The organism is Bacillus sp. F19 (assembly GCA_023823795.1).
GTDB lineage: Bacteria > Bacillota > Bacilli > Bacillales > Bacillaceae > Bacillus_P.
Genome location: CP085710.1, coordinates 4,196,628 through 4,217,735, shown reverse-complemented (window position 1 = coordinate 4,217,735; position 21,108 = coordinate 4,196,628). Strand labels below are relative to the sequence as shown.

Here is a 21,108-nt window from a genome sequence, read left to right as displayed (position 1 = left end):
AAAGTTTTTTTACTACCAAATTCTTCACTCCCTATTATTTAGATTTAGATACTTTGACCGTAAAAAGGGGTACAGACAACATTTCGGAAAAAACGTACGCTAAAGCTACAACCGGTTAATCATTATTCTAATATGTGTACCTTTTCTTTTACATACATCGGTGAAAGAGTTTGCTCCCATTTACTTTAGTGATGAAAGGATGTACTTTAGCGATGAAAGGATGATTGACATGATTGATCACATCGATATGGAGATCATTCGCTGTTTACAAAGCAACTCAAGAATGCAATGGAAACAGATCGGGCAGCTTGTCCATCTGTCTGGTGTGGCCGTATCAAATCGAATTCAGCGTTTGGAGGAGATCGGGGTCATAGAGGGGTATACGGTCCGGCTGAACGGAAAATTGCTGGGGAACATTTACTGCATTTTTATTATCGTTAAGATGAAGGATTACAGGCATAAGAAGTTCCAGGAATTTATTCAGGAGCGAGATGAAATTAAAGAAGCTCACCGTGTCAGCGGGGAGCCGTGTTTTATTTTAAAAGCCCAGGTACCTGACCAAAATCAGCTGTCCAAGCTGCAGGATGAGATTCTGGTCTACGGCCATTATAAAATCAATATTTCTATCGGGCAGTATAAATGAACCTCCGGATAGGCAGTCGCATTTAAAACGACATTTTCAGACGAAGAAGGGGTCCCACCAATGGCGTGACCCCATAATAAAGTTATTTAATTCTTCAACTAAATTAAAACCTAACAAATACAAAGCCGTACAAAAATCCTTTACCCATTGAAAATAAATCTAAGAACATTTTTTTAATCGCAGACATTAACAAATTATCGAACAGTGAGAACCCTTGAAATACAAGAAAAAGTACACTATCTTTACTCAAGAAAAGCGCCCGTTTGTTGAATAGTGAATAAGAACCTAATCTCTCCTTAAAATTATACTTATATATATATTTCTTTAGAAGGATTATCACCAACATATATGTTCAGAAATTCACCAGTTATATAACTTTATTTAATCGTTTACCCTTGATAAAATGGTTATAAAACCTAAAAACGGAAAGGAGATGCCAAATGAGCAAAAATTGGACGAAGCTAATGTTAACAATGTCTATGGCTATGTTGCTAAATGGATGTGCCAGCGGAGATAATTCAAATGGTAAAGAAACGACAAATACGGAAAATATAGCTGAGTCGAGCGAGAGCCTAGAAGAACAGATGGAACCTCAAGCTAAAGCAGAACTTAAAGATGTAGAGAATAAAACTGTTGGCACTGTAAGCTTTCTTGAACAAGACGGTAAAATTCAGATAATTGCTAGTATAGAAGGTCTAGAGCAGGGTCACCATGGTTTTCATATCCATGAAAAAGGTGTTTGTGAACCTGATGCCGAGGAAGGTCCTTTCACGACAGCAGGCGGACACTTTAATCCGGATGAGAAAATGCACTCCGGACATGCCGGAGACATGCCTTCCCTATATGTCAACGAGGATGGAAGTGCTGCATATTCTGCAACATTCGATCGTCTAACCATTAACCAATTGAAAGAGGAAGAACTGGCTGTAATCGTCCATTCAAATCCTGATAACTTCGGCAATATACCTGATCGTTATCAAACAGACGGAAAACCTGGTCCTGATGAAACAACGATGAAAACTGGGGATGCAGGTGACAGACAAGCATGCGGAGTAATTATGAGTACAGAGACTGAAACGAAATAATAAAGTATTTTAATAAGAAGCCCTACACCATTGTAGGGTTTTGCACTACAAAATAAAGTTTGAACAAAGGCGAATAGCAAAACAAATTCAATTCTGCGGCGGAATATATTCTCCTGTTGTTACATTAAAGCCAGCTGCTTTCATTTTTGTCTGGTCGCTATTCCAACCTAGTACTAACATTAGGGTAATATTTGTCTCTGTGTCTTTTCTAAGCAAAAAATTATAACCTTTTGCCCAATCTTTACCTGGATAAATACTGCCCATTTTTAGTGATTTTTTAAGTAATTCAGGCGAATCGTAGTTAATATCTTCCGATTTTGTAAATTGTTTTTTGGAATAAGGAGAATCACCTTTCCCGGTTAAATCCTGTGCTTGATCAATTTTTCCCTCATGGATAGTGACTAAAAATATCTTATTAGTTTCTGGCACTCCAAAATCAATATTCCAATATTTTCTTTTACCATTGCTCCCAATTGACTTCCCAGGCTTATCTAAGTCTATATTTATCGCTTGTAATAGGTCCTTATGTGAAGCTTATTCGCAGCCTAAATTACGATCCGTTAACTACCGATAATCCCAGTTATGGTAACTACATCAGAGGAAGCTAACGCTCCCTTACAAACAAAAGAGATTACCTTAATAGCAATCATTTTTTTTATACATTAAATCAAAAAACACCTAGCTTTCAGTTGGAGAGACCCAGTTAAGTGAGACAAGGAAAAAGCACCCCCTGAAACGTATTAGTAAACTAAACGATTTTGGAGGTGTTTTTCTTATGGGGAAAATAGTTCATTACCCTGAAGAAATAAAGTGGGAAGCAGTTCAATTAAGACAAAAAGGATTAACTTATAAAATCATTCAAGAAAAGTTAAATATAAAAAATAAAAGACAAATTCAAAACTGGATGAAATGGTATGAAAATGGAGAAACTTATCGGTTTTCTCAAGGGGTGAGAAAACAATATTCCTATGGTAAAGGAATGGAAGAATTAAGTGAAGTGGAGCAGTTAAAAAAGAGAAATAAACAATTAAGTATCCAAGTAGAAATTCTAAAAAAGTACCAAGAAATCGAAAGGAGTTGGTACCAAAAGTTATTCTAGAACTCGTAAAAATTTTGAAGGAGAAATATCCCATTCAATTAATATGTGAATGTATGGGAGTTGCTAGGTCTAGCTACTATCGTTGGTTAAAGAAAGGTATTAAGTTAATAACGAAGTTGGAAAACAAGATAAAAGAAATTTGTATCAAACATAAGTATCTCATTGGTCACCGAACGGTGAAAGCTTGGCTTTTAAGAGAATATAACATTAAGGTTAACAGAAAAACGGTTCAACGAATTATGCAAAAGCACAATTGGCAATGTAGAGTGAAACCGAAAAGGAAAGGAAAGATTTTAGGGGAAAGCAGAATCGTTGTGTCTAATAACTTGGATCAAAACTTTAAGGCATCAAAACCTAATGAAAAGTGGGTTACGGATATTACTTATCTTCCATTTGGTCAATCCATGATGTACTTATCTAGTATCATGGACCTTTATAATAATGAAATCATTGCCTATCGAATAGGTCTAAGCCTAGACGTAACCCTTGTGTTAGACACATTGAAGGATGCATTAGATAATCAATCTGAAGTGAAGGGAGTTATTCTTCATAGTGATCAAGGATCGCAATATACCTCCTATGCTTTTCAGAATTTAGCAAAAGAAAACGGCATTATCACAAGCATGTCTCGGAAAGGCAACTGCTTCGATAACGCCGTTATTGAATCCTTCCACTCTACGATAAAGTCGGAAGAATTCTACTCTCAGCCACGAGAGGATCTTACAAACCCTATTGTAGTGGAAAAAGTAAGAAAATTCATCTATTATTACAATACAATACGACTTCAGGCAAAATTAAACTACCTGTCCCCGATAGAATTTCGGGAACAGGCAGCATAGGTGCTTTTTTCATGTCTCATTTCTGTGGGCCAGTTCAGTTCCGCAATCGCGCCCTTTAATGGAAGATCGTTCAACAATAATCCGAGATAAAAGAAGCTTTAGAAATTGCAGAAAAGCCCCCGATTGTGTATCAAGCAATTCACAGTGTTTGATAAAAGATCGTTGCCCTTCACGATAAGATTTTGGGTACTTCCCCTTTAGCACAACCTGCTTACTAATTATTATGCTCTAGATAAAAACTCATTTATTGATAAAGGAAAAATTACCTGTCATGTGAATTTATTTTTCAACCATCCTATTAATGGAGGTGAAAACAATGGCAGACATAAATCCTATTGAGTATACAGGGAAAGTTTTGGATCAAAGAAATAACCTTACCGGTCCTGACGATCCAGGTAAGCGACCCTATCCAGAAAAACCACAACATGTATCTATTCAGCAGCCAAATAGTAAAAATGTTCAATAGCCTGTTTAGTAAAACTACAGGTATTATCTAAAGTTATAATATAAAATGATTACAGGAAAGTGTTCTTTTTTTAAAAACCGTGAGACCCTTAACATTTACTTAAACGCCTTAGAGAATTAGACTTCTAACCTGCCCTGTTAGCAGAAAAAGAAAAAGAGCCTGGCTCCTAATATTAAATAATCGCGCCCGATTCTGGAATTACTCAGGCCGTTGAAAAGGGTACACACTTATTGAACATTAACCCTCCGTGGAACAAGAATTAGTGTGTTTCTGACACGTTCTACCTCCATTAAAGAAATAACTTTTCATAGAAATAACTTAATGTACTAGAAGTAATGATGTGTACCCCTAAACTAATGAAAACAAATGGAATAAAAATATGACCGTATCTTTCTAATACATTACTGACCAAAGGATTTTGAGCTATTTTGTATCCAGCGTAACACCAAACTGCAACGAGAACCGCAAAAACAATGATAATAATTAAAATTTGAGTGGAACTACTCGTCGCAAAAAAAGGGACATAAATTCCAATGTTATCTCCTCCATTTGCGACAGTAATACTTGCGACTTTCACACTATATGGACTAAGGAAACCATAAAGAAATGATAATCTCTTTGTATTGTTTTTCTCATCTTCATTTAGCTGTATATCCTGTTCCTTAGCTTCATCTGAAGCAGAACCTGTATTTCTCCATTGTTCGACAAGCATCTTAATTCCGAAATACATAGGTACTAGACCGAGTAATCCAATCCAAACCTTTGGGAAAAGCAAAACACCATAAGCAGCTATATACTAAGCGTAGTAAGAATAGCTATACCAAGATACTGACCAACAACAATATGATGATCTCGAAATTTAGAATTACGTTGCGAAAACAGTGTCATCAAAACAAAAATATCGTCTAAGTTGGTTGATGCAAATGCTATCGTTCCTGAAACAACGGCTCCCCAAATACTCATTAAACCATCAGCCCACATAAGCATTTAACATAATTTAATATGATTAAATGGTGGAATCTGTGAATGGTTTTTATTTTGAACTAAACTCCCCGCGGCTCAATAAGATTTATTCCATTAAAATGGCCCTTTAATCGGAATAACATACATTTCGAGATGAACCAACTAATTGCCTTTTTTTACTTCAGAATATGGCCCGTTTGCTTAATAAGAAAAAATCATACATAATCAAACCAATAAATCTTAAATTTTATACACTTTGTTCTATCCTGATACTTGGAGGGTTTTTTTTGAATGTTAAAAGTAAACAAATTTAAAAAAATGGATTATAAACAAATTATTATGTACACCATAATAGGACTTTGTTTTGTCGCCTCTGTTTTTTTTGTTAATCACAATTATTCATTCTATGAACGTCCAATAGCCGAAGTTATTGATACCAAACTAGAAAATACCTCTGAAATGGTTGATTTACACAATAATGAAGATAAGCTATTCACACAGAGTATAATAGCAGAGTTAAAAAATGGAGAAAATAAAGGGCAGCTTATCCATTTAACGAATGAGTATTCATCCTCTAGAGCGTTTGATCAAGAATACCATGTTGGAAATGAATTGTTTGTTTCGATTAATACGAACACAGAAGAAAATACAGGTTTAACTGGAACCATAAAAGATGTAAAACGTGATAAATACGTTTTGATTATAGCTTGGATTTTTATCTTGACATTACTTATCGTTGGAAAAAAGCAAGGACTGTTTTCAATTATAAGTTTGGCAGTCAATGCTGCATTATTATCGTATGCATTAGATATTTATCTGAATACATCAGGCATCAGTTTGGTATTGATTTGCAGTATAAGTGCTATTTTCTTTACTTTTATTTCTTTATTACTCGTTAACGGTTTTAATGGAAAAACATATGCAGCTATTATTGCGACTCTGCTAGGAACGTTTATATCGCTGTTAATTACCTATCTTGTTATGTGGTTAACTTCAGGAAATGGCCTTCGATTTGAAGAAATGCAATTTATAACTCGTCCTCCACTAATGGTGTTTATGGCGGGGGTATTAGTAGGATCTTTAGGAGCTGTAATGGATGTAGCCATTACAATGTCTTCGTCTATATATGGGTTGTATGAAAAGAATAACAACATACCAATAAAAGCACTTAAAACTTCAGGAATGGAAATTGGGAAAGATATTATGGGAACCATGACAAATATTTTGTTTTTTGCATATATAAGTGGTTCGATTCCAATGCTTATTTTGTATTTGAAGAATGCTTCTCCATTGGGATTTACCCTTTCCATGAACCTTTCATTGGAATTGGCTAGAGCTCTAGCTGGTGGTATTGGAATCGTGTTAACTATTCCAATCGGTCTATATACCTCTATTTTTTTCATTAATCGAAAGAGGGCAAGATAATGAATGTATTAGTGTTGCTAGCAACTATTTTATTTATATTGATGATACTTATTGGTGGAAAAAAAGGAGCTAGGTCTTTTATTGCTCTCTTTTTAAACTTTGCTGTGTTGTTTCTAACAATCATTTTTATGGCAGATCCATATCTTAATCCGATTATCTTAACAGTGATTGCATCTACATTGATTAGTTGTATTACTCTCTTTTTTATTAATGAAGTGAATCGTAAAACAGCAACAGCATTCTTTTCTACTATTATCACAATTGTGATTTTACTCTTTTTTATTCTCTTCGTGACAGAAAATGCAATGATTCAGGGATTTGGCGAGGAAGAAACGGAGGAGCTTGGCATGTTTTCCCTTTATATCGGAGTGGATTTTGCTAAAATTGGAGCTGCCGTGATTATTATGAGTACAATAGGTGCGATTACGGATGTTGCGATTTCCATTGCCTCTCCAATGCGCGAAATATTGAATCATAATCCACTAATTAGTAGGAAAGCTTTATATAGATCTGGAATAAGTATTGGGAAGGATATCTTAGGAACCAATACGAATACGTTATTTTTTGCCTTCTTTGGAGGCTATCTCGGATTGCTCATCTGGTTTAAAGATTTATCTTATTCTGTTGGCGATATCGTAAATTCAAAAGTATTTAGTGCAGAAATGATCACTATATTTTGTGCTGGAATTGGCATAGCCCTGATTATTCCAATTACTTCCTGGATTACTGCCTATTTTTTAGTGAAAACAAGAGAAAATAACGAGACATTTAAATAGGTTTTATGACAGGAAAGACCACAAAATACATGGGAACTGATACTTTAACTTTTGACATCAATCCGAATCTATTCGGCCTTAATGAAATTGATAGTTACCCAGTTATTAAATTACTTCATAATAAACAATGGGAACCCCAAAATTAAGAGACCTCTTTTAAAAAGGAGGTCTTTAAAACTATTCTGCCACTTTGGTTTAAGTACAATCCTTCACAAACTCTCCATCCCATACTAATGTTAATATAAATATACAATTTGGTTTAAGATTCTTATTCAATTAAATGGCCCGATTGTTGAGGAACTTTTGGAGATATTTTGCGTGTGTTTTAAGTGTTAATTTGCACATCCGATTTACTGTTTTTCTAAATAGCGATAAATCGTCGTGCGAGACACGCTCCACTTTTCCGCAACATCTTTAATCGGTGTACCACTTTCAATTAAAGATTTCATCATTTCAATATCTTTTGGTCCAAACTTCTCCGGTCGCCCACCAAGACGCCCACGCGCTCTTGCAGCTGCTCGTCCTGCAACTGAGCGTTCCTCGATCAGATTACGTTCAAATTCTGCAAACGCTGCGAATAAGGGAACTAAGTGAGTATAAAGCCATTTATATCATCAAGGATTACTTTCCTCTTTTATTTAGGGCTATACAAAAAAGCACCCAAGAGTAGAGAAAACATACGAAATGCATATTTCAACATGAGGAAAGCCCAAGCTTCAGCGTCAATCAAGGACCATTTCAAATGTCTGTTATGATTCTTTTACCAAAAGGAGCGACCCTTCTAAGCACTCAGGCTATTAGTCCTGAAGGCGTTCCAGATCCTGTATTGGTATTTGATCAAAGAACCCATGACAGAAACATTCTTCAATACCACATGCAATACGATCCGTATTCACTGTAAGATACAGTTATGAATCTTAATAAATAGCAAAATGAAAGGGCTTCCCATTTAAATGAGATGCTCTTTTTCCCTTACCTCTCTTTTGAAGTGCAATATAGAGTCGAGACTGATAAATTATTCTTTCCTTTTATCTCCTTGACCGACAATTTTTTGTTAGCAAATGCTGATTTTCAACCTGGCTTATTCCTTTCGTAAATAATATCCAATTTCGATTTATAAAAGACAGATAACATACCGAACAGCGCTTTTCTGCTGTGACACTGTATCAGTGTTGTATATAATGCTTACGATTTAAAACGTGAAAAATCTTTTTTGGAAGAAATACATAAAAAATTATTTTCTTTCATCTATCATAATAGTAACTTAGTACTAATTACCATACATTAAATTAAAGAATAATTAAGGAACTCTGTACTTTTAAAAGAGGCTACCATTTAAAATAAAATCATTACATGGATTTCACTTACAGGAGAGAATATGATGCAAAAAAAATGGGTTAGAATATTAAATTATCAAATTTATACACCTAAATTGAATCCTTCACGGGATGTTTACCAGGAAGAGCGTTTTGATTCTGATCATTTTATTTCCCTTTTAAACTCCATCTGATTTGACAGGAAATAAAAGCGTGAAGCATGTTCCTTTATTTACCGCGCTGGTTACCTCAATTTGCCCTCCATGATTTTGAACAATTTTATAGCTTACCATCAGTCCGAGGCCATTTCCATTGGACTTTGTTGTGTAAAAGGGTATGCCGAGTTTTTGGATTTCTTCATCTGACAGTCCAATTCCTGTATCTTGAATGGAAACCTTGATTTGTTTTGAATCTTTTTCAATGGAAACATAAATGTTTCCGCCTGCTGACATGGATTCAATTGCATTTTTCAGCATATTTAAAAAGACTTGTTTTAATTGATTGCTTTCCCCGAAAATGGAAACTTCATCAGACGGAACCGATAAGGAAATGACAACATTCTTCAAAAGCGCTTCAGGCTCTAATAGCTTTATCACACTATTAACGATTTCAGGCAGGCTGCACTTGCTGAAATAAGTCGCATGAGGTTTTGCAAAAACCATAAATTCACTGACAATAAAATTGATCCGCTCAATTTCAGCTAAAATGGTATCAGCATATTTCATTCCGTCATATGACTCGTCCAATAATTGGACAAAGCCTTTTATTGCGGTCATTGGATTACGGATTTCATGGGCGATGCCGGCAGCGAGCTCTCCTACCATTGATAATTTTTCAGCTTTGCGAAGCATATCCTCCGTTCTTTTCGTATCTGTAATATCGTATTGAATGGAAATATGCTGATAGATTTTTCCATGATCATCTAAAAAGGGAACGACTGTCGTATCAACCCAATATTCAGAACCATCTTTTGCTCTGTTAAGAATTTCGCCTTTCCATACATGACCATGCTTTATCGTCGTCAGGATTTCATCGAAAAATGCCGCTGGGTGAAAGGATGAGTTTAAGATATGATGACTTTGACCGATAAGCTCTTCCTTATCATATTTTGAGATTGTGCAAAATTTATCATTAACATATGTAATCACATCATTTTTATCTGTAATGGCAAAAATAGTGGCTTCATTCAGCGCTTTTTTGAGATCAGCAAGCTCCTTTAAAGTAATCTGCAGATCTTTATTCGATTCATCCAGTTCAAATTTTGCCAATAGAAGATTTTCATGATAGTGGGTCAAAATAGAAGCGGACATCATCTGCAGCAGAGGATCAAGTTTCTTCAGAACCTTAAAAATCGCAGAAATGGGAACGTCTGCTGATTGTCTTTCAAGAAAATCCAATAGAACTTTCCGGACAACAGAGACGCTTTTCATGGATCCATCTGCTGTGGAGGGTGTGCTAATCAATCTTCCTGCAAATAATTTAGCGTAGGACCTGAAGATATGCTCAAGCTCTTCTTGTTCACTGTGCAAAAAGTCCCCGATAATTTGATAAAAAGTCTTCAGTATCGATTCATATTCTCTTAGACTTGGAGAGAGCTCAATGGTTCTAGCCGCAAGGTCTCCGCCAGAAGCTTTGATTTTTTCGCTAAGGGTTTCCATTTCTCATCCCTCACAACTTTTGATACCTATTAAATTAGACATAAAGTCGGAGATATCCTTTGATTTATGAAAAAAAGCCCAATAAAGGGCATTTTTATTTCCTCATTTTATGTTCTTTTTACCAGCCGGTCGACAAGCTGATCAAGACGGTGCAATTGGAACGCATATTCATAAATAGCTGAAGCAACAACAGTCAAACGCTGATTTTCAAGCTTATCAGAATCAGACTCCATCAATTGAATAAGGAATATCCTGCTTTCGCGGATCAAGGTGTCATCTTCAAACTGATCATTAACCTTAATTTTCCCCTCATACTTAAAGAGAAGATATTCATGCCACTTTATTAATTGTTCAATCTGGGAATCAAATAACTGATCGTCAACCATTGTGCTGCGGCTCTGAAAATAATGTTCTTCAATGACTTTTAAGACGTCTGCAGCCTGCTGAATGGTTTTCAGCATTTGTTTAAAAACGACCAGTTCCCTGACATTCACCGGATTTACCTTCGCCATCTTTTCCCGTTCTTCGTCAAAGATTTCGTATAAATCCTCCAGTTTTTGAAGCTCGGTTCTAAATTCCTTTTGTTTTTCCTGAAAATATTTCTCCGTTAATTCATCTGAGATGGCTGTCCTCATTAACAGGGACATGGTTTCAAAAACAGATTGAACTTTTGCGAAGTAATTTTCTTTATACTTTGGCGGAAGAATCAGCAGATTAACAAGAAAAGCAGAGGCAATGCCTATTAATATAATCAAGAATCGGTTCCAGACGAATAAGAAGTCTTCATTGCCGGCAGCACTCATAATCGCCAAGACCGTTACTAAAGTCAGTGAAATGGTCGCTTCCATTTTGAGCTTTAAGCTGATTAAAATAACAGAAATTACAACAACCCCGATCACAATTGGATTGCTGCCGAAAAAGAAAATGGCAAACAGAGCAAGCAAGGCTCCAAGTGTATTCGCCTGTACTTGATCAAGTACTTGTTTCCATGTGCGGTAAATGGAGGGCTGAATCGTAAAAATAGCTGCGACTCCTGCAAATACTGACGGCTCAAGCTGAAAGATAGAGCAGATAAATAAAGCAAGTGTAACTGATAATCCAGTCTTTAAAACTCTTGGTCCTAGTATCAAAGGGGAGACACTCCGTTTCTTATATCTTGTGTTCCACTTAGTTTATCAGATTTTCAAATTTAAGAAAAAAATGAATTTGTAGAGTGCTGACCCAACCGGTGAAGGATCTGATCAAGCTTTTAGTCGTGCTAATTTGGGATGTAATTGGCAGATCGCGTATAAATTCAGGCTGAACGCGCACAACTTTCCCCGAGCGTGCACATATATAAGGTGAACGCGCACAAATTTCCCCGAGCGTGCACATATATAAAGTGAACGCGCAGAAACTGGCTATGAGAGGCTGAATGGATTTTGACCAAAAATGGAGATGGAGTATAAGACACATCGCAAATGTAAAAGAGCGGCCGAAATAAAAAACAGAAAATTAATCCTTGTAAACTCATAGGAATTATATATAATAAAATTACATTAAAAATTTATAATAATCAGACTGATTGGATAACCAAAGGTCCTTAACATTTTGTTAAGGGCCTTTTTCGTTTCCAAGTGGGGAGGAATTGCTTTGAGGAAATTAATTATTTTTGCTTTTATCGGTTTTTTGGCACAGCTTATTGATGGTTCTTTAGGAATGGCCTATGGTGTTACATCCACAACAATGCTGCTTACGTTTGGGATAGCCCCGGCAGTTGCCTCTGCTTCCGTTCATTTAGCAGAAGTAGTTACAACGGCCGCTTCAGGTGCTTCACATATAAAATTTGGGAATGTTGATAAGCAGGCAGTATACAAACTGATTATCCCAGGTTCTATTGGGGCCTTTGCAGGAGCAGCCTTTTTGAGCAATTTGCCTGGTGATTTGGCAAAACCCTTTATAGCCATCTTTCTTTTGGTATTGGGTCTTTATGTCATGCTGCGGTTCTTATTTCATTTTGAAGCACGTGAGCAAAGTGAATCCCTTCCACTAACACGGAAAAAATCGATACCCCTTGGGTTAATTGCCGGCTTTGCAGATGCAACAGGCGGCGGGGGGTGGGGACCGATTGCAACTCCTGTCCTTTTATCGCAAAAAGGGTCATCTGCACGAAAGGTTGTCGGAACGGTCGACACAAGCGAATTTGCCATCGCTGTTTCTGCTACCCTTGGATTTTTCATAGCACTTGGCTGGGAGCAAGTAAACTGGTACTGGGTTTTTGCTCTTATGATCGGAGGAATCGTAGCAGCTCCGATTGCAGCATGGCTTGTTAAAAAATTGCCGGCTTATCTTCTGGGTGTCCTGGTTGGAGGATTTATTGTTCTGACAAATTCAAGAACTCTTCTAACTACTTGGGCTGTTGATGCTTCTGTAGTGCCATTTGTTTACGGCTTCATATTGATTGGTTGGGCACTTGCGGTTGGATATGCGGTCAGGAGAAACCGGGTAAAGGCGGAGGAAGCAATCAGAATAGAAAAAAGGAGGGCTTAGGCTCCTCCTTTTTCAAATTCTTGTTTACAGCGATTTAGAAACTGCCTTTTCTTTCTTAGCAAGATTTCTTCCTTTTGTAAACTTTGGCAATCGATCACCGTGCGCTTCTATTAACTCAGCAGTCATATCCCAGATTTCGTCCAGTGACAAAACAGACGAGGTATGAGGATCAAGCATAACCGCTTGATAAACGCAGTCTATATTTCCTGTAAGAACAGCTTCAACAACTAACTGCTGGACATTAATATTTGTCATATTCATCGCTGCTAAATGAGGCGGCAAATCTCCAATATGAATTGGCTGGATTCCGCGTTTATTGACTAAGCAAGGTACTTCAACACAAGCGTGGTTTAGGGCAGTTGAATCTATGTATTGATAATAACGGATTTCCAAGCGTGAATATGAGCTGTTTCGCTTTTTCCAGCTGATTCGTAAAAAGATAATATTTAGAAAGCAATAAGCGGTATAGAATTAAATAATCCGGCAAGTCCTTTAGCGTTTCCTGTTCGATTTCATTTTTAAGAATTTCCACTTCCTGTGTTATCTGCATGATCATCACTTCGTGCCATTCCGTCAGTTTTTCATCGAGTTTGTTATAGCGGCACTTCTGTTTCCAAATCAATTTTTAATCTTTTGATAGTAAAAAAGTGATCTCTCCCGAATACTCCGTAATGCCCCGTTCAATTTTACTTAAATGGGTGACAGAACAAATGCCCTGTACGAGTTCACCTTGTGTGAATCCTTCTTTTTCGCGGTAAAATTTAATCAGTTTCCCCTCTAACATCTGTTTCACCCCGGCTGCTTGTACTTTTCTGCTATTATAGAAAAGTTTTGAGAGTGAATCTAGCAGGACAGAAAAAAAGAATAATAAAAAAACATCTTCCTGCTTGAGGAAAGACGTCTAAGAAATAAACTGTACAAATGATGCAATTAGTAAAGAGCCTGCCATTCCAAAAATAAGGTCTTGTTTCGTTATATCCATCTTCTTTAAGAATTTCCCCATTATTGATTACCCCTTTGTGCTTTTTATAAATAAGACGATTTTCATTTTTAAATTGTTTCAATCTAAACTAAATAAATGATCTAATTAGCTTTTATTAATCTTAAAGGCCAGAAAATGTTATCAAATGTACCTTTTAATTTCCCTAAACGACAGAAAACCAAACTGGGCTAATATAATGAAATATTATAGTGAAAAGGTGATTAATTAACTAGATTGCAAGAGATTTTTGAAGGAAAACAAGGAATAAAGTGGAAATTTCCAGTTTGTTAGTAAGGTTATTGTTATAGCGATGTTACAATTGTAATAGATTTATTATCTCTCTGTTTTTTATAAGCCTCTTTTTTGTGATAACATGGGAAACATTCGAAATTGCTGAAGGAGGAAGAAAAATTATGAAAAAAACTATCTTTTCATTAGCGGCTGTAGCCGCTCTAACAACTACAGCAGGAATTAGCGCGCAGGCAGAAGAAGTCGTAGTAGATAAAGGAGACACTCTGTGGAGCCTATCACAGGAGCACAAAGTTTCAGTAGATGATATTAAAAACTGGAACAATTTAACATCAGACATAATTATTGCAGACAATACATTAAAGATATCAGATGAAGAAGTATACACAGTTGTTGCAGGCGATACGCTTTGGAGCATCGCAGAGAAATTTGACGCTAGTGTAGAGCATATTTCTGAGAAAAACGAGTTATCAGGAGATGTCATCCACCCTGGTCAAGAGCTTGTGATCTTCAGTGATGCTGACAATGCAAGTCCAGCTCCCGCTCCAGAACCAAAGCCGGAAGCTAAGCCAGAACCGAAGGATCAAAACCCTTCTGTAAATGAAGCTTCTGCAAGTGCAGTGGCAGAAAACGACGTCAGTGAAGAAGACGTAGCAAAAGAATTAACCGTAATAGCTACTGCATACACGGCAAGCTGTGAAGGCTGCTCAGGAACAACTGCTACAGGCGTTGATTTAAAAGCGAACCCTGATAAAAAAGTAATCGCGGTAGACCCTAACGTCATTCCGCTTGGATCTAAGGTATATGTTGAAGGCTACGGCTATGCAACAGCAGAAGATACTGGCGGTGCAATTAATGGGAACCGCATTGATGTTTTCATCCCGACACAAGATTCTGCAGTTGCATTCGGTAAGAGAGAAGTTAATGTGAAGGTATTAAATTAATAGATTAGCAGATTGATAAGATGCGGCAGATATTCCGAAAAATGGAAATTTGCCGTATTTTTTATTGGTTAATTTCTGAATAATAAAATAATGATTGAATATGAAGGATAGGATTTAATATAATAAAATAAATGAAGTTTTTCCTTCACCTGAATGAAAAGGAGCAGACATGAAACCAAAATCAATCTCTCAAATTATTAAGGAGAATTATTCTTCTTTATCGCAAGGTCAGAAAAAAGCTGCTGAATTCCTTACTCTGCACAAGGAAGAAGGGGTATTGCTCACTGCTTTTCAATTAGGGAAAAGAGCAGGCGTAAGTGAGACGACCGTTATTCGTCTGGCCTATGCACTAGGTTTTAAAGGTTATTCAGACATGCAGGAGGCGCTGCGCAGGAATTGGCTGGAAATGAAACAGGGTGCAGGCCTTGAAGGATTGCCTGCAGAATTGAAACAGCCTAATGAAATGAGCATTTTCAGTACGGTCATCGAGAAAGAAATATCTGTATTACAGCAATTATTAATGCAGGTCGAGGAGGGTGAGATTTGGAAGACGGTTGATCACTTTATACAGTCTGACCGCATTTATATAGGCGGATTTGGAAGTTCCTACGGAGCTGCCTATTGGCTGCATTATACCCTCAAGCAATATAGGGATAATGTAGCAATTTCAAGTCCAGCAGGCTTTTCACTTGAAGATATTCTTGATCTGAATCAAAATTCTGCGGTGATTATTTTCTCGTTTCCAAGGTACCGGCAAGAATCCATAGAACTTGCAAAATGCTCACAAGCTCAAGGGGCAAAAGTGATAGCCATTACAAACAGACAGTTTTCTCCTGTTGGACAGCTTGCTGAAATTACGTTAACAACGGAGGAGAAGCTGGACTCGGGGGATCATTCGATTGCTTCTGTTGTCAGTTTACTGGAAGTCATCATGGAAGGTGTTAAGCATCGGGATCGGGACAGAATCAGCCTTCGTCAGCAAAAATTAGAAAAGCTTTATACGGATCAGGAATTATTTTTAGAGTAAAACCAAACATAGGGGTGGGATTTGAATGAATGGAGTGCCGAAATTACATGGAATGCACTTTGCAGACGAACACAAGGAAGAAATAATAAAAACGTATCATGAGCTGCATATGCTTGCAGAGCCGAGCTGGGAGGAGGAAAAAACCTCACAATATATAAAAGAAAAACTAGTAAATGCAGGCTTTATTATTCAAACCTATGAAGGGCATTTCGGTTTTATCGCAGAGCTTGAGGGGGAGCAGTCAGATGTTATTGCTCTCCGCGCAGATATGGATGCACTGGTTCAGGAAGTGGACGGGGCGGTCGTGCCCAACCACTCCTGCGGCCACGATGCTCATAGCACAATGGTCCTGTATACCGCACTCACTCTCTCAAAACAGAAGATGAAGCATACGGTCCGTTTTATCTTCCAGCCGGCGGAAGAAAAGGCAGCGGGTGCCCTTAAGATGATGGAGGAAAACGTCCTTCAGAAAGTGAAGTTTCTTTTCGGCATCCATTTGCGTCCAGTGATGGAAATTCCGTTTGGAAAGGCCGCGCCAGTTATTCTGCATAGTTCAACGGCAAGCATTAAAGGAGTAATAAAGGGGGTGCCCGCTCACGCTGCCAGACCAGAACTGGGCAATAATCCGCTTGAAGCCGCCGCTCTGTTAATCGGGGCGATACGCCAAATTCAATTGAATGCAGCTGATCATTATTCAATTAAAATAACGGAACTGCATGGGGGAGAAGCCTCTAATTCGATTCCTGAGAACGCTCGCTTTACACTTGATTTGAGAGCAGAATCGAATGACACGATGGAGATGCTTCTGGAAAAAGCGAAACATACGATTACAAAAATTGAAGAGTTAACCGAGACGGAAATTACTTCAAAGGTAGAGGAATACTCACCCGCAGCGGTAAAGAATCTTCATGCGATTGAGATAGCAAGAAAAGCGATCGTCTCAATACTGGGCGAAGAGAATACCGAAGAGGCCTGTGTTTCTCCCGGGGCAGAGGACTTTCATTTTTATACGGCGGAAAATCCGGCGATTGCTGCCACGATGATTGGGCTCGGCTGTGACCTAAAGCCTGGTTTGCATCACCCAAAGATGCAATTTAATCAAGAGGCTTTAGTTTATGGCACGAAGATTTTAACACAAATGCTGCTGGAAGCAGATCAGCAGCGATGGTAAACAGGGGTGATAGTATCTTGAAAAAAGAAGTGCAGGAATCAATGATTATCCGCAATCTTCAAACGGTAAAAGCGCTGGAAGAAGTCAGGCGCCTTGAGGCAATAATCTGGAGTATGGAGGATTCTGTTCCTGTTAATCAAAGTGCGGCTGCGGTGAAAAACGGCGGATTTATTTTGGGCGCATTTTATAAAAATGAGCTCATCGGCTTTCAATACAGTTTTGCGGGATATGACGGGAATAAAGTGTATCTCGTTTCACACAGCTTAGGCATCCATCCAGATTACCGCAAATTTGGAATCGGAGAAAAACTGAAAATCGCACAAAAAGACACAGCACTTGAGATGGGATATGACCGGATCACCTGGACATACGACCCGCTGGAAACCGTCAATGGAAATCTTAACATACATAAGCTGGGGGCAATTGCCAAGGAATATATCCCTAATGTTTACGGAGAAATGGCGGACAATTTAAATGCCGGTATACCGACAGACCGTTTTTTAGTCGAATGGCATTTGAATAAGCAAAACAAAGTAAATGTGAAACAAGTAGATGTGAAAGAAGCAAACATTCCATATGCTCTTTATACAAATGAAATAGACAATTTTCCTTTTCCGGAAAAAACAGACCTGTCCCTGCATAGTCCGCATATTTTCGTTCCCGTGCCGGCACAGTTTCAGGAAATCAAAAGGGCTGATTTTCAGCTTGCTAAAAAATGGAGAGAGAAAACTGGCGAAGTGTTCTCCCATTATTTAAGTCAGGGGTGGGTGGTATCCGATTTAGTGAAAGATAAGCGTCACATTGGCCAGTATCTATACCTATTAGAGAATGGGGGACAAGGAAATGGAAATTAAAAGCATTATCCTAAGGCAAATCAAGATGGATCTGCTGCATCCTTTTACCACAAGTGTCGGAACAGAAGAAGATAAAGACATTATTTTAGTTGAAGTGAAATCGAGATCAGGGTTATCAGGCTGGGGAGAATCTGTTTCCATTACGCAGCCAATCTATAATGAAGAAACGGTCAAAACGAATTGGCATATGATGAGCGATCACTTGATTCCGCTTCTTTATCAAGAGCCTGTCACTCATCCAGATGAGGTGTCAGAGCGATTTATAAAGATACGCGGTAACTACAATGCCAAAGCCGCGATTGAAATGGCTGTTTGGGATCTCTATGCAAAAGAGAAAAACATGACTTTGGCGAAAGCGCTCGGCGGTGCAAGAGACAAAATCGAAGTGGGTGTAAGTGTCGGCATCCAGCAATCTCAGGCGAAAATGCTAAAACAAATCGATGGTTATTTGAAGGCCGGATATAAGCGGATTAAAGTGAAAATTATGCCGGGCTGGGATGTTGATATCATTAGATTAATTCGTCAGGAATTTCCGCATATTCAGCTAATGGCCGACGCAAACTGCGCCTATACGCTGAATGATATAGATCACCTAAAAGCACTCGATGAATTCGGATTAACAATGATTGAACAGCCGCTGGCTCATAATGACATCGTTGACCATGCAAGGCTGCAGGCTCATCTCAAAACGCCTATTTGTCTGGACGAAAGCATACATAGTGCAGAAGATGCGAGAAAAGCGATTGAGCTTGGGAGCTGCAGGATTATCAATCTTAAAATCGGACGTGTCGGCGGGCTCACAGAATCAAAAAAAATTCATGACTTATGTGAGCTGCACAATGTTCCGATGTGGTGCGGCGGAATGCTTGAAGCGGGAATCGGCAGAGCTCATAATGTTGCCATAACTTCACTGAACAACTTCACTCTGCCTGGAGATACAGCCCCTTCTTCTCATTATTGGAAGCAGGATATTATTACTCCGGAAGTGGAAATGAAAGAAGGATACATTTATATTCCGGAAAGTCCTGGAATCGGGTATGAACCGGACCTGGAACAAATCGAGAATATCACGTCATACAGCCGTTTTTATCATAATTAATTAAAGATAACTCAGGAAAAGCAAGCAGGGTTATACTTTCTTGTTTTTTCATCCGCAGGTGAAATGAATCAAAAACCAATATTTATCACGCTCTATTAGCTTATTTCAAGTATAATGATGATTCATGAGTTAAATACTTGAAAAAACACAAGAAAAAATGAGGATGCTAAATGAGTAATAAAGGGTTTATTGATTATAAATTAAGCGCGGAAATTGTGAGAGCGCTGGATAGCTTAAATTATACGGAACCGACAGAAGTTCAGAATAAAGTCATTCCTGTCGCTTTAGAAAAGAAGGATCTTGTCGTGAAATCACAAACAGGGAGCGGGAAGACGGCGTCGTTTGGCATTCCGCTCTGTGAAATGGTTGAGTGGGAGGAAAACAGGCCTCAGGCTTTAATTCTGACTCCAACAAGGGAGCTCGCTGCACAGGTAAAAGAGGATATAACAAACATCGGCAGGTTCAAACGGATAAAAGCGGCAGCCGTATATGGCAAACAGCCATTTGACAGGCAGAAAATTGAGCTGAAGCAAAAGACTCATGTTGTAGTCGGAACACCCGGAAGAGTCCTTGATCATATTGAAAAAGGAACGCTTGCGTTAGAAAAGCTGCAATATCTGATTATTGACGAAGCGGACGAAATGCTGAATATGGGCTTCATCGACCAGGTAGAAGCGATTATTGATGAGCTTCCGACGGACAGAGTTACAATGCTCTTTTCAGCTACTTTACCAAAGGATGTAGAAAATCTCTGCCATAAATATATGAAAAAACCGGTTGAAATTGAGATAAAAGCTGCAGGACTGACGACTGCATCAATTGAACATTCATTAATTGTGGTGAGAGAAGAGGAGAAGTTCCCGCTTCTTAAAGCTGTGACTGTCGTTGAAAACCCTGACAGCTGCATCATCTTCTGCAGAACACAAGAGCAGGTTGATGCCGTATTTAAGCAATTAGACCGAGCCAATTATCCTTGTGATAAAATTCATGGAGGCCTTTATCAGGAAGATCGCTTTGCTGTCATGAATGATTTCAAAAGGGGGAAATTCCGCTATTTAGTTGCGACAGATGTCGCCGCCAGAGGAATCGATATTGATAATATTACACACGTGATTAACTATGACCTGCCGCTTGAAAAAGAAAGTTATGTTCACCGAACTGGCAGAACGGGCCGGGCAGGCAAAACAGGAAAAGCGATTACTTTCATTACGCCATATGAGGAAAAATTCCTTACCGAAATTGAAGATTATATTGGCTTTGAAATTCCTAGAACACTTCCCCCTTCGAGCGAAGATATTTCTAAAGCAAAAGGTGCATTCGAAGAAAAAATAACATCCCGTCCTGAAATTAAAAAAGACAAAAGTGCCCAGCTGAATAAAGGAATTATGAAGATCTATTTCAACGGAGGCAAGAAAAAGAAAATCCGTGCAGTTGATTTCGTCGGAACGATCGCCAAGATTCCCGGAATGACAGCGGGTGACATTGGCATCATTACCATTCAGGAAAACGTTTCTTATGTAGAGATTCTAAATGGAAAAGGACCAATCGTTTTGAAAGCAATGAAGAATACAACGATTAAAGGCAAGCTTTTGAAAGTTCATGAAGCGAATAAATAAAGTAAGAAAACTCCGTTCATCGTGGGCGGAGTTTTTTGCTGTTCTAATTCATTTTTCCTAGTAATGTATTTCTTGTCCACCTTTTTCATTTAGTGAGTGATACAAGTAGTAAGGATTACTTCTTCTTTTAGCTTGATAAAGAAAATCGTCTAAAAGAATACTAATGAGGTCCCTTTGAGTAAAATCACTATCCATTGCTTCTGATACATCATTACAAAAGATAAGGTTAAAAATTATTTTATATTTGAAAATTATTAATTATTGACTAATAACAGAATATCTTAATATAGTTGCTCTTTATTTATATTATGCTGGACTATTTTATATGTGAATCACATATAAAATAGTCCAGCATAAAATATCTGAG

The 21,108-nt window shown here is 38.0% G+C and carries 20 protein-coding genes and 2 pseudogenes; 14 read left to right on the top strand and 8 right to left on the bottom strand.

What is annotated here, in order from left to right; genetic code table 11:
* The first annotated feature begins 229 nt into the window (after nucleotides 1-229).
* Together LIT25_21760 and LIT25_21755 are read left to right on the top strand one after the other, a co-directional pair.
* Complete coding sequence (locus tag LIT25_21760) at nucleotides 230-643, top strand: Lrp/AsnC family transcriptional regulator (protein ID USK33141.1); 414 nt, start codon at nucleotides 230-232, stop codon at nucleotides 641-643.
* 440 nt (nucleotides 644-1,083) lie between these two features.
* The gene (locus LIT25_21755) at nucleotides 1,084-1,728 is read left to right on the top strand and encodes a superoxide dismutase family protein (GenBank protein USK33140.1); all 645 of its coding nucleotides are present in this window, start codon (nucleotides 1,084-1,086) and stop codon (nucleotides 1,726-1,728) included.
* An 87-nt stretch (nucleotides 1,729-1,815) separates the two neighbouring features.
* Here LIT25_21755 and LIT25_21750 read toward each other — a convergent pair whose 3' ends face one another.
* Nucleotides 1,816-2,157 (bottom strand): hypothetical protein, encoded by a 342-nt coding sequence (locus LIT25_21750; protein USK33139.1) that lies wholly within the window; start codon nucleotides 2,155-2,157, stop codon nucleotides 1,816-1,818.
* Nucleotides 2,158-2,503: 346 nt separating this feature from the next.
* Between LIT25_21750 and LIT25_21745 the strand changes: the two genes are divergently transcribed.
* Nucleotides 2,504-3,666, top strand: a protein-coding gene (locus LIT25_21745) for an IS3 family transposase (protein USK33138.1) whose coding sequence is annotated in 2 segments (ribosomal slippage) — nucleotides 2,504-2,798 and nucleotides 2,798-3,666 — 1,164 coding nt in all. Because the reading frame shifts where the segments join, the coding sequence is not laid out codon by codon here.
* Between the two features lie 316 nt (nucleotides 3,667-3,982).
* Nucleotides 3,983-4,132, top strand: coding sequence for a hypothetical protein (locus tag LIT25_21740; protein USK33137.1), 150 nt, complete (start codon nucleotides 3,983-3,985; stop codon nucleotides 4,130-4,132).
* Nucleotides 4,133-4,421: 289 nt separating this feature from the next.
* Here the strand turns inward: LIT25_21740 and LIT25_21735 are convergent, their stop codons facing one another.
* A complete protein-coding gene (locus LIT25_21735) occupies nucleotides 4,422-4,907 on the bottom strand; it encodes a cadmium resistance transporter (protein ID USK33136.1) in 486 nt (161 codons plus the stop codon).
* Between the two features lie 479 nt (nucleotides 4,908-5,386).
* Here LIT25_21735 and LIT25_21730 point away from each other — a divergent pair, with 479 nt between their 5' ends.
* Nucleotides 5,387-6,520 carry a YibE/F family protein gene (locus LIT25_21730; GenBank protein ID USK33135.1) on the top strand — a complete coding sequence of 378 codons (1,134 nt, stop codon included), beginning with the start codon at nucleotides 5,387-5,389 and terminating at the stop codon, nucleotides 6,518-6,520.
* Nucleotides 6,520-7,296, top strand: a complete 777-nt coding sequence (locus LIT25_21725; protein USK33134.1) for a YibE/F family protein — start codon at nucleotides 6,520-6,522, stop codon at nucleotides 7,294-7,296. Before LIT25_21730 ends, LIT25_21725 begins: the two co-directional genes overlap by 1 nt.
* Before the next feature lie 350 nt (nucleotides 7,297-7,646).
* Here LIT25_21725 and LIT25_21720 read toward each other — a convergent pair.
* Nucleotides 7,647-7,868, bottom strand: a pseudogene (locus LIT25_21720) (helix-turn-helix domain-containing protein).
* 170 nt (nucleotides 7,869-8,038) lie between these two features.
* On the opposite strand from LIT25_21720, the gene LIT25_21715 reads away from it, so the two are divergent.
* On the top strand, nucleotides 8,039-8,197 hold the full coding sequence (locus LIT25_21715) for a hypothetical protein (GenBank protein ID USK33133.1): 159 nt from the start codon (nucleotides 8,039-8,041) through the stop codon (nucleotides 8,195-8,197).
* Nucleotides 8,198-8,791: 594 nt separating this feature from the next.
* On the opposite strand, the gene LIT25_21710 is transcribed toward LIT25_21715, so the two are convergent.
* Nucleotides 8,792-10,270 (bottom strand): PAS domain-containing protein, encoded by a 1,479-nt coding sequence (locus LIT25_21710; protein USK33132.1) that lies wholly within the window; start codon nucleotides 10,268-10,270, stop codon nucleotides 8,792-8,794.
* A gap of 107 nt (nucleotides 10,271-10,377) precedes the next feature.
* On the bottom strand, nucleotides 10,378-11,400 hold the full coding sequence (locus LIT25_21705) for an aromatic acid exporter family protein (GenBank protein USK33131.1): 1,023 nt from the start codon (nucleotides 11,398-11,400) through the stop codon (nucleotides 10,378-10,380).
* 502 nt (nucleotides 11,401-11,902) lie between these two features.
* Between LIT25_21705 and LIT25_21700 the strand changes: the two genes are divergently transcribed.
* Nucleotides 11,903-12,799 carry a sulfite exporter TauE/SafE family protein gene (locus tag LIT25_21700; protein ID USK33130.1) on the top strand — a complete coding sequence of 299 codons (897 nt, stop codon included), beginning with the start codon at nucleotides 11,903-11,905 and terminating at the stop codon, nucleotides 12,797-12,799.
* A gap of 24 nt (nucleotides 12,800-12,823) precedes the next feature.
* Here the strand turns inward: LIT25_21700 and LIT25_21695 are convergent.
* The 3 genes and pseudogenes from LIT25_21695 to LIT25_21685 all read right to left on the bottom strand — a co-directional run bounded on the left by LIT25_21695 (nucleotide 12,824) and on the right by LIT25_21685 (nucleotide 13,583).
* Nucleotides 12,824-13,141, bottom strand: a pseudogene (locus tag LIT25_21695) (hypothetical protein).
* Nucleotides 13,134-13,421, bottom strand: coding sequence for a hypothetical protein (locus tag LIT25_21690; GenBank protein ID USK33129.1), 288 nt, complete (start codon nucleotides 13,419-13,421; stop codon nucleotides 13,134-13,136). The pseudogene LIT25_21695 and the gene LIT25_21690 overlap by 8 nt, the downstream one beginning before the upstream one ends.
* A gap of 3 nt (nucleotides 13,422-13,424) precedes the next feature.
* Entirely contained in the window at nucleotides 13,425-13,583 is a 159-nt protein-coding gene (locus tag LIT25_21685; GenBank protein USK33128.1) for a helix-turn-helix transcriptional regulator, read from the bottom strand.
* 611 nt (nucleotides 13,584-14,194) lie between these two features.
* On the opposite strand from LIT25_21685, the gene LIT25_21680 reads away from it, so the two are divergent.
* From LIT25_21680 to LIT25_21655, 6 genes are all read left to right on the top strand, one after another.
* A complete protein-coding gene (locus LIT25_21680) occupies nucleotides 14,195-14,974 on the top strand; it encodes a LysM peptidoglycan-binding domain-containing protein (protein ID USK33127.1) in 780 nt (259 codons plus the stop codon).
* 169 nt (nucleotides 14,975-15,143) lie between these two features.
* Complete coding sequence (locus LIT25_21675) at nucleotides 15,144-16,001, top strand: MurR/RpiR family transcriptional regulator (protein ID USK33126.1); 858 nt, start codon at nucleotides 15,144-15,146, stop codon at nucleotides 15,999-16,001.
* Between the two features lie 25 nt (nucleotides 16,002-16,026).
* Nucleotides 16,027-17,172 carry an amidohydrolase gene (locus tag LIT25_21670; protein ID USK33125.1) on the top strand — a complete coding sequence of 382 codons (1,146 nt, stop codon included), beginning with the start codon at nucleotides 16,027-16,029 and terminating at the stop codon, nucleotides 17,170-17,172.
* Between the two features lie 17 nt (nucleotides 17,173-17,189).
* Complete coding sequence (locus LIT25_21665) at nucleotides 17,190-18,026, top strand: GNAT family N-acetyltransferase (GenBank protein USK33124.1); 837 nt, start codon at nucleotides 17,190-17,192, stop codon at nucleotides 18,024-18,026.
* Complete coding sequence (menC, locus tag LIT25_21660; GenBank protein ID USK33123.1) at nucleotides 18,016-19,125, top strand: o-succinylbenzoate synthase; 1,110 nt, start codon at nucleotides 18,016-18,018, stop codon at nucleotides 19,123-19,125. The genes LIT25_21665 and menC overlap by 11 nt, the downstream gene beginning before the upstream one ends.
* A gap of 170 nt (nucleotides 19,126-19,295) precedes the next feature.
* On the top strand, nucleotides 19,296-20,741 hold the full coding sequence (locus LIT25_21655) for a DEAD/DEAH box helicase (protein USK33122.1): 1,446 nt from the start codon (nucleotides 19,296-19,298) through the stop codon (nucleotides 20,739-20,741).
* Nucleotides 20,742-21,108 lie beyond the last annotated feature (367 nt).

Coding starts and splice junctions, on each gene's coding strand:
- LIT25_21680 (USK33127.1), top strand. CDS start 14,195: ATGAAAAAAACTATCTTTTCATTAGCGGCTGTAGCCGCTCTAACAACT.
- LIT25_21675 (USK33126.1), top strand. CDS start 15,144: ATGAAACCAAAATCAATCTCTCAAATTATTAAGGAGAATTATTCTTCT.
- LIT25_21755 (USK33140.1), top strand. CDS start 1,084: ATGAGCAAAAATTGGACGAAGCTAATGTTAACAATGTCTATGGCTATG.
- menC (USK33123.1), top strand. CDS start 18,016: ATGGAAATTAAAAGCATTATCCTAAGGCAAATCAAGATGGATCTGCTG.
- LIT25_21725 (USK33134.1), top strand. CDS start 6,520: ATGAATGTATTAGTGTTGCTAGCAACTATTTTATTTATATTGATGATA.
- LIT25_21655 (USK33122.1), top strand. CDS start 19,296: ATGAGTAATAAAGGGTTTATTGATTATAAATTAAGCGCGGAAATTGTG.
- LIT25_21740 (USK33137.1), top strand. CDS start 3,983: ATGGCAGACATAAATCCTATTGAGTATACAGGGAAAGTTTTGGATCAA.
- LIT25_21710 (USK33132.1), bottom strand. CDS start 10,270: ATGGAAACCCTTAGCGAAAAAATCAAAGCTTCTGGCGGAGACCTTGCG.
- LIT25_21670 (USK33125.1), top strand. CDS start 16,027: ATGAATGGAGTGCCGAAATTACATGGAATGCACTTTGCAGACGAACAC.
- LIT25_21730 (USK33135.1), top strand. CDS start 5,387: ATGTTAAAAGTAAACAAATTTAAAAAAATGGATTATAAACAAATTATT.
- LIT25_21760 (USK33141.1), top strand. CDS start 230: ATGATTGATCACATCGATATGGAGATCATTCGCTGTTTACAAAGCAAC.
- LIT25_21715 (USK33133.1), top strand. CDS start 8,039: ATGTCTGTTATGATTCTTTTACCAAAAGGAGCGACCCTTCTAAGCACT.
- LIT25_21685 (USK33128.1), bottom strand. CDS start 13,583: ATGTTAGAGGGGAAACTGATTAAATTTTACCGCGAAAAAGAAGGATTC.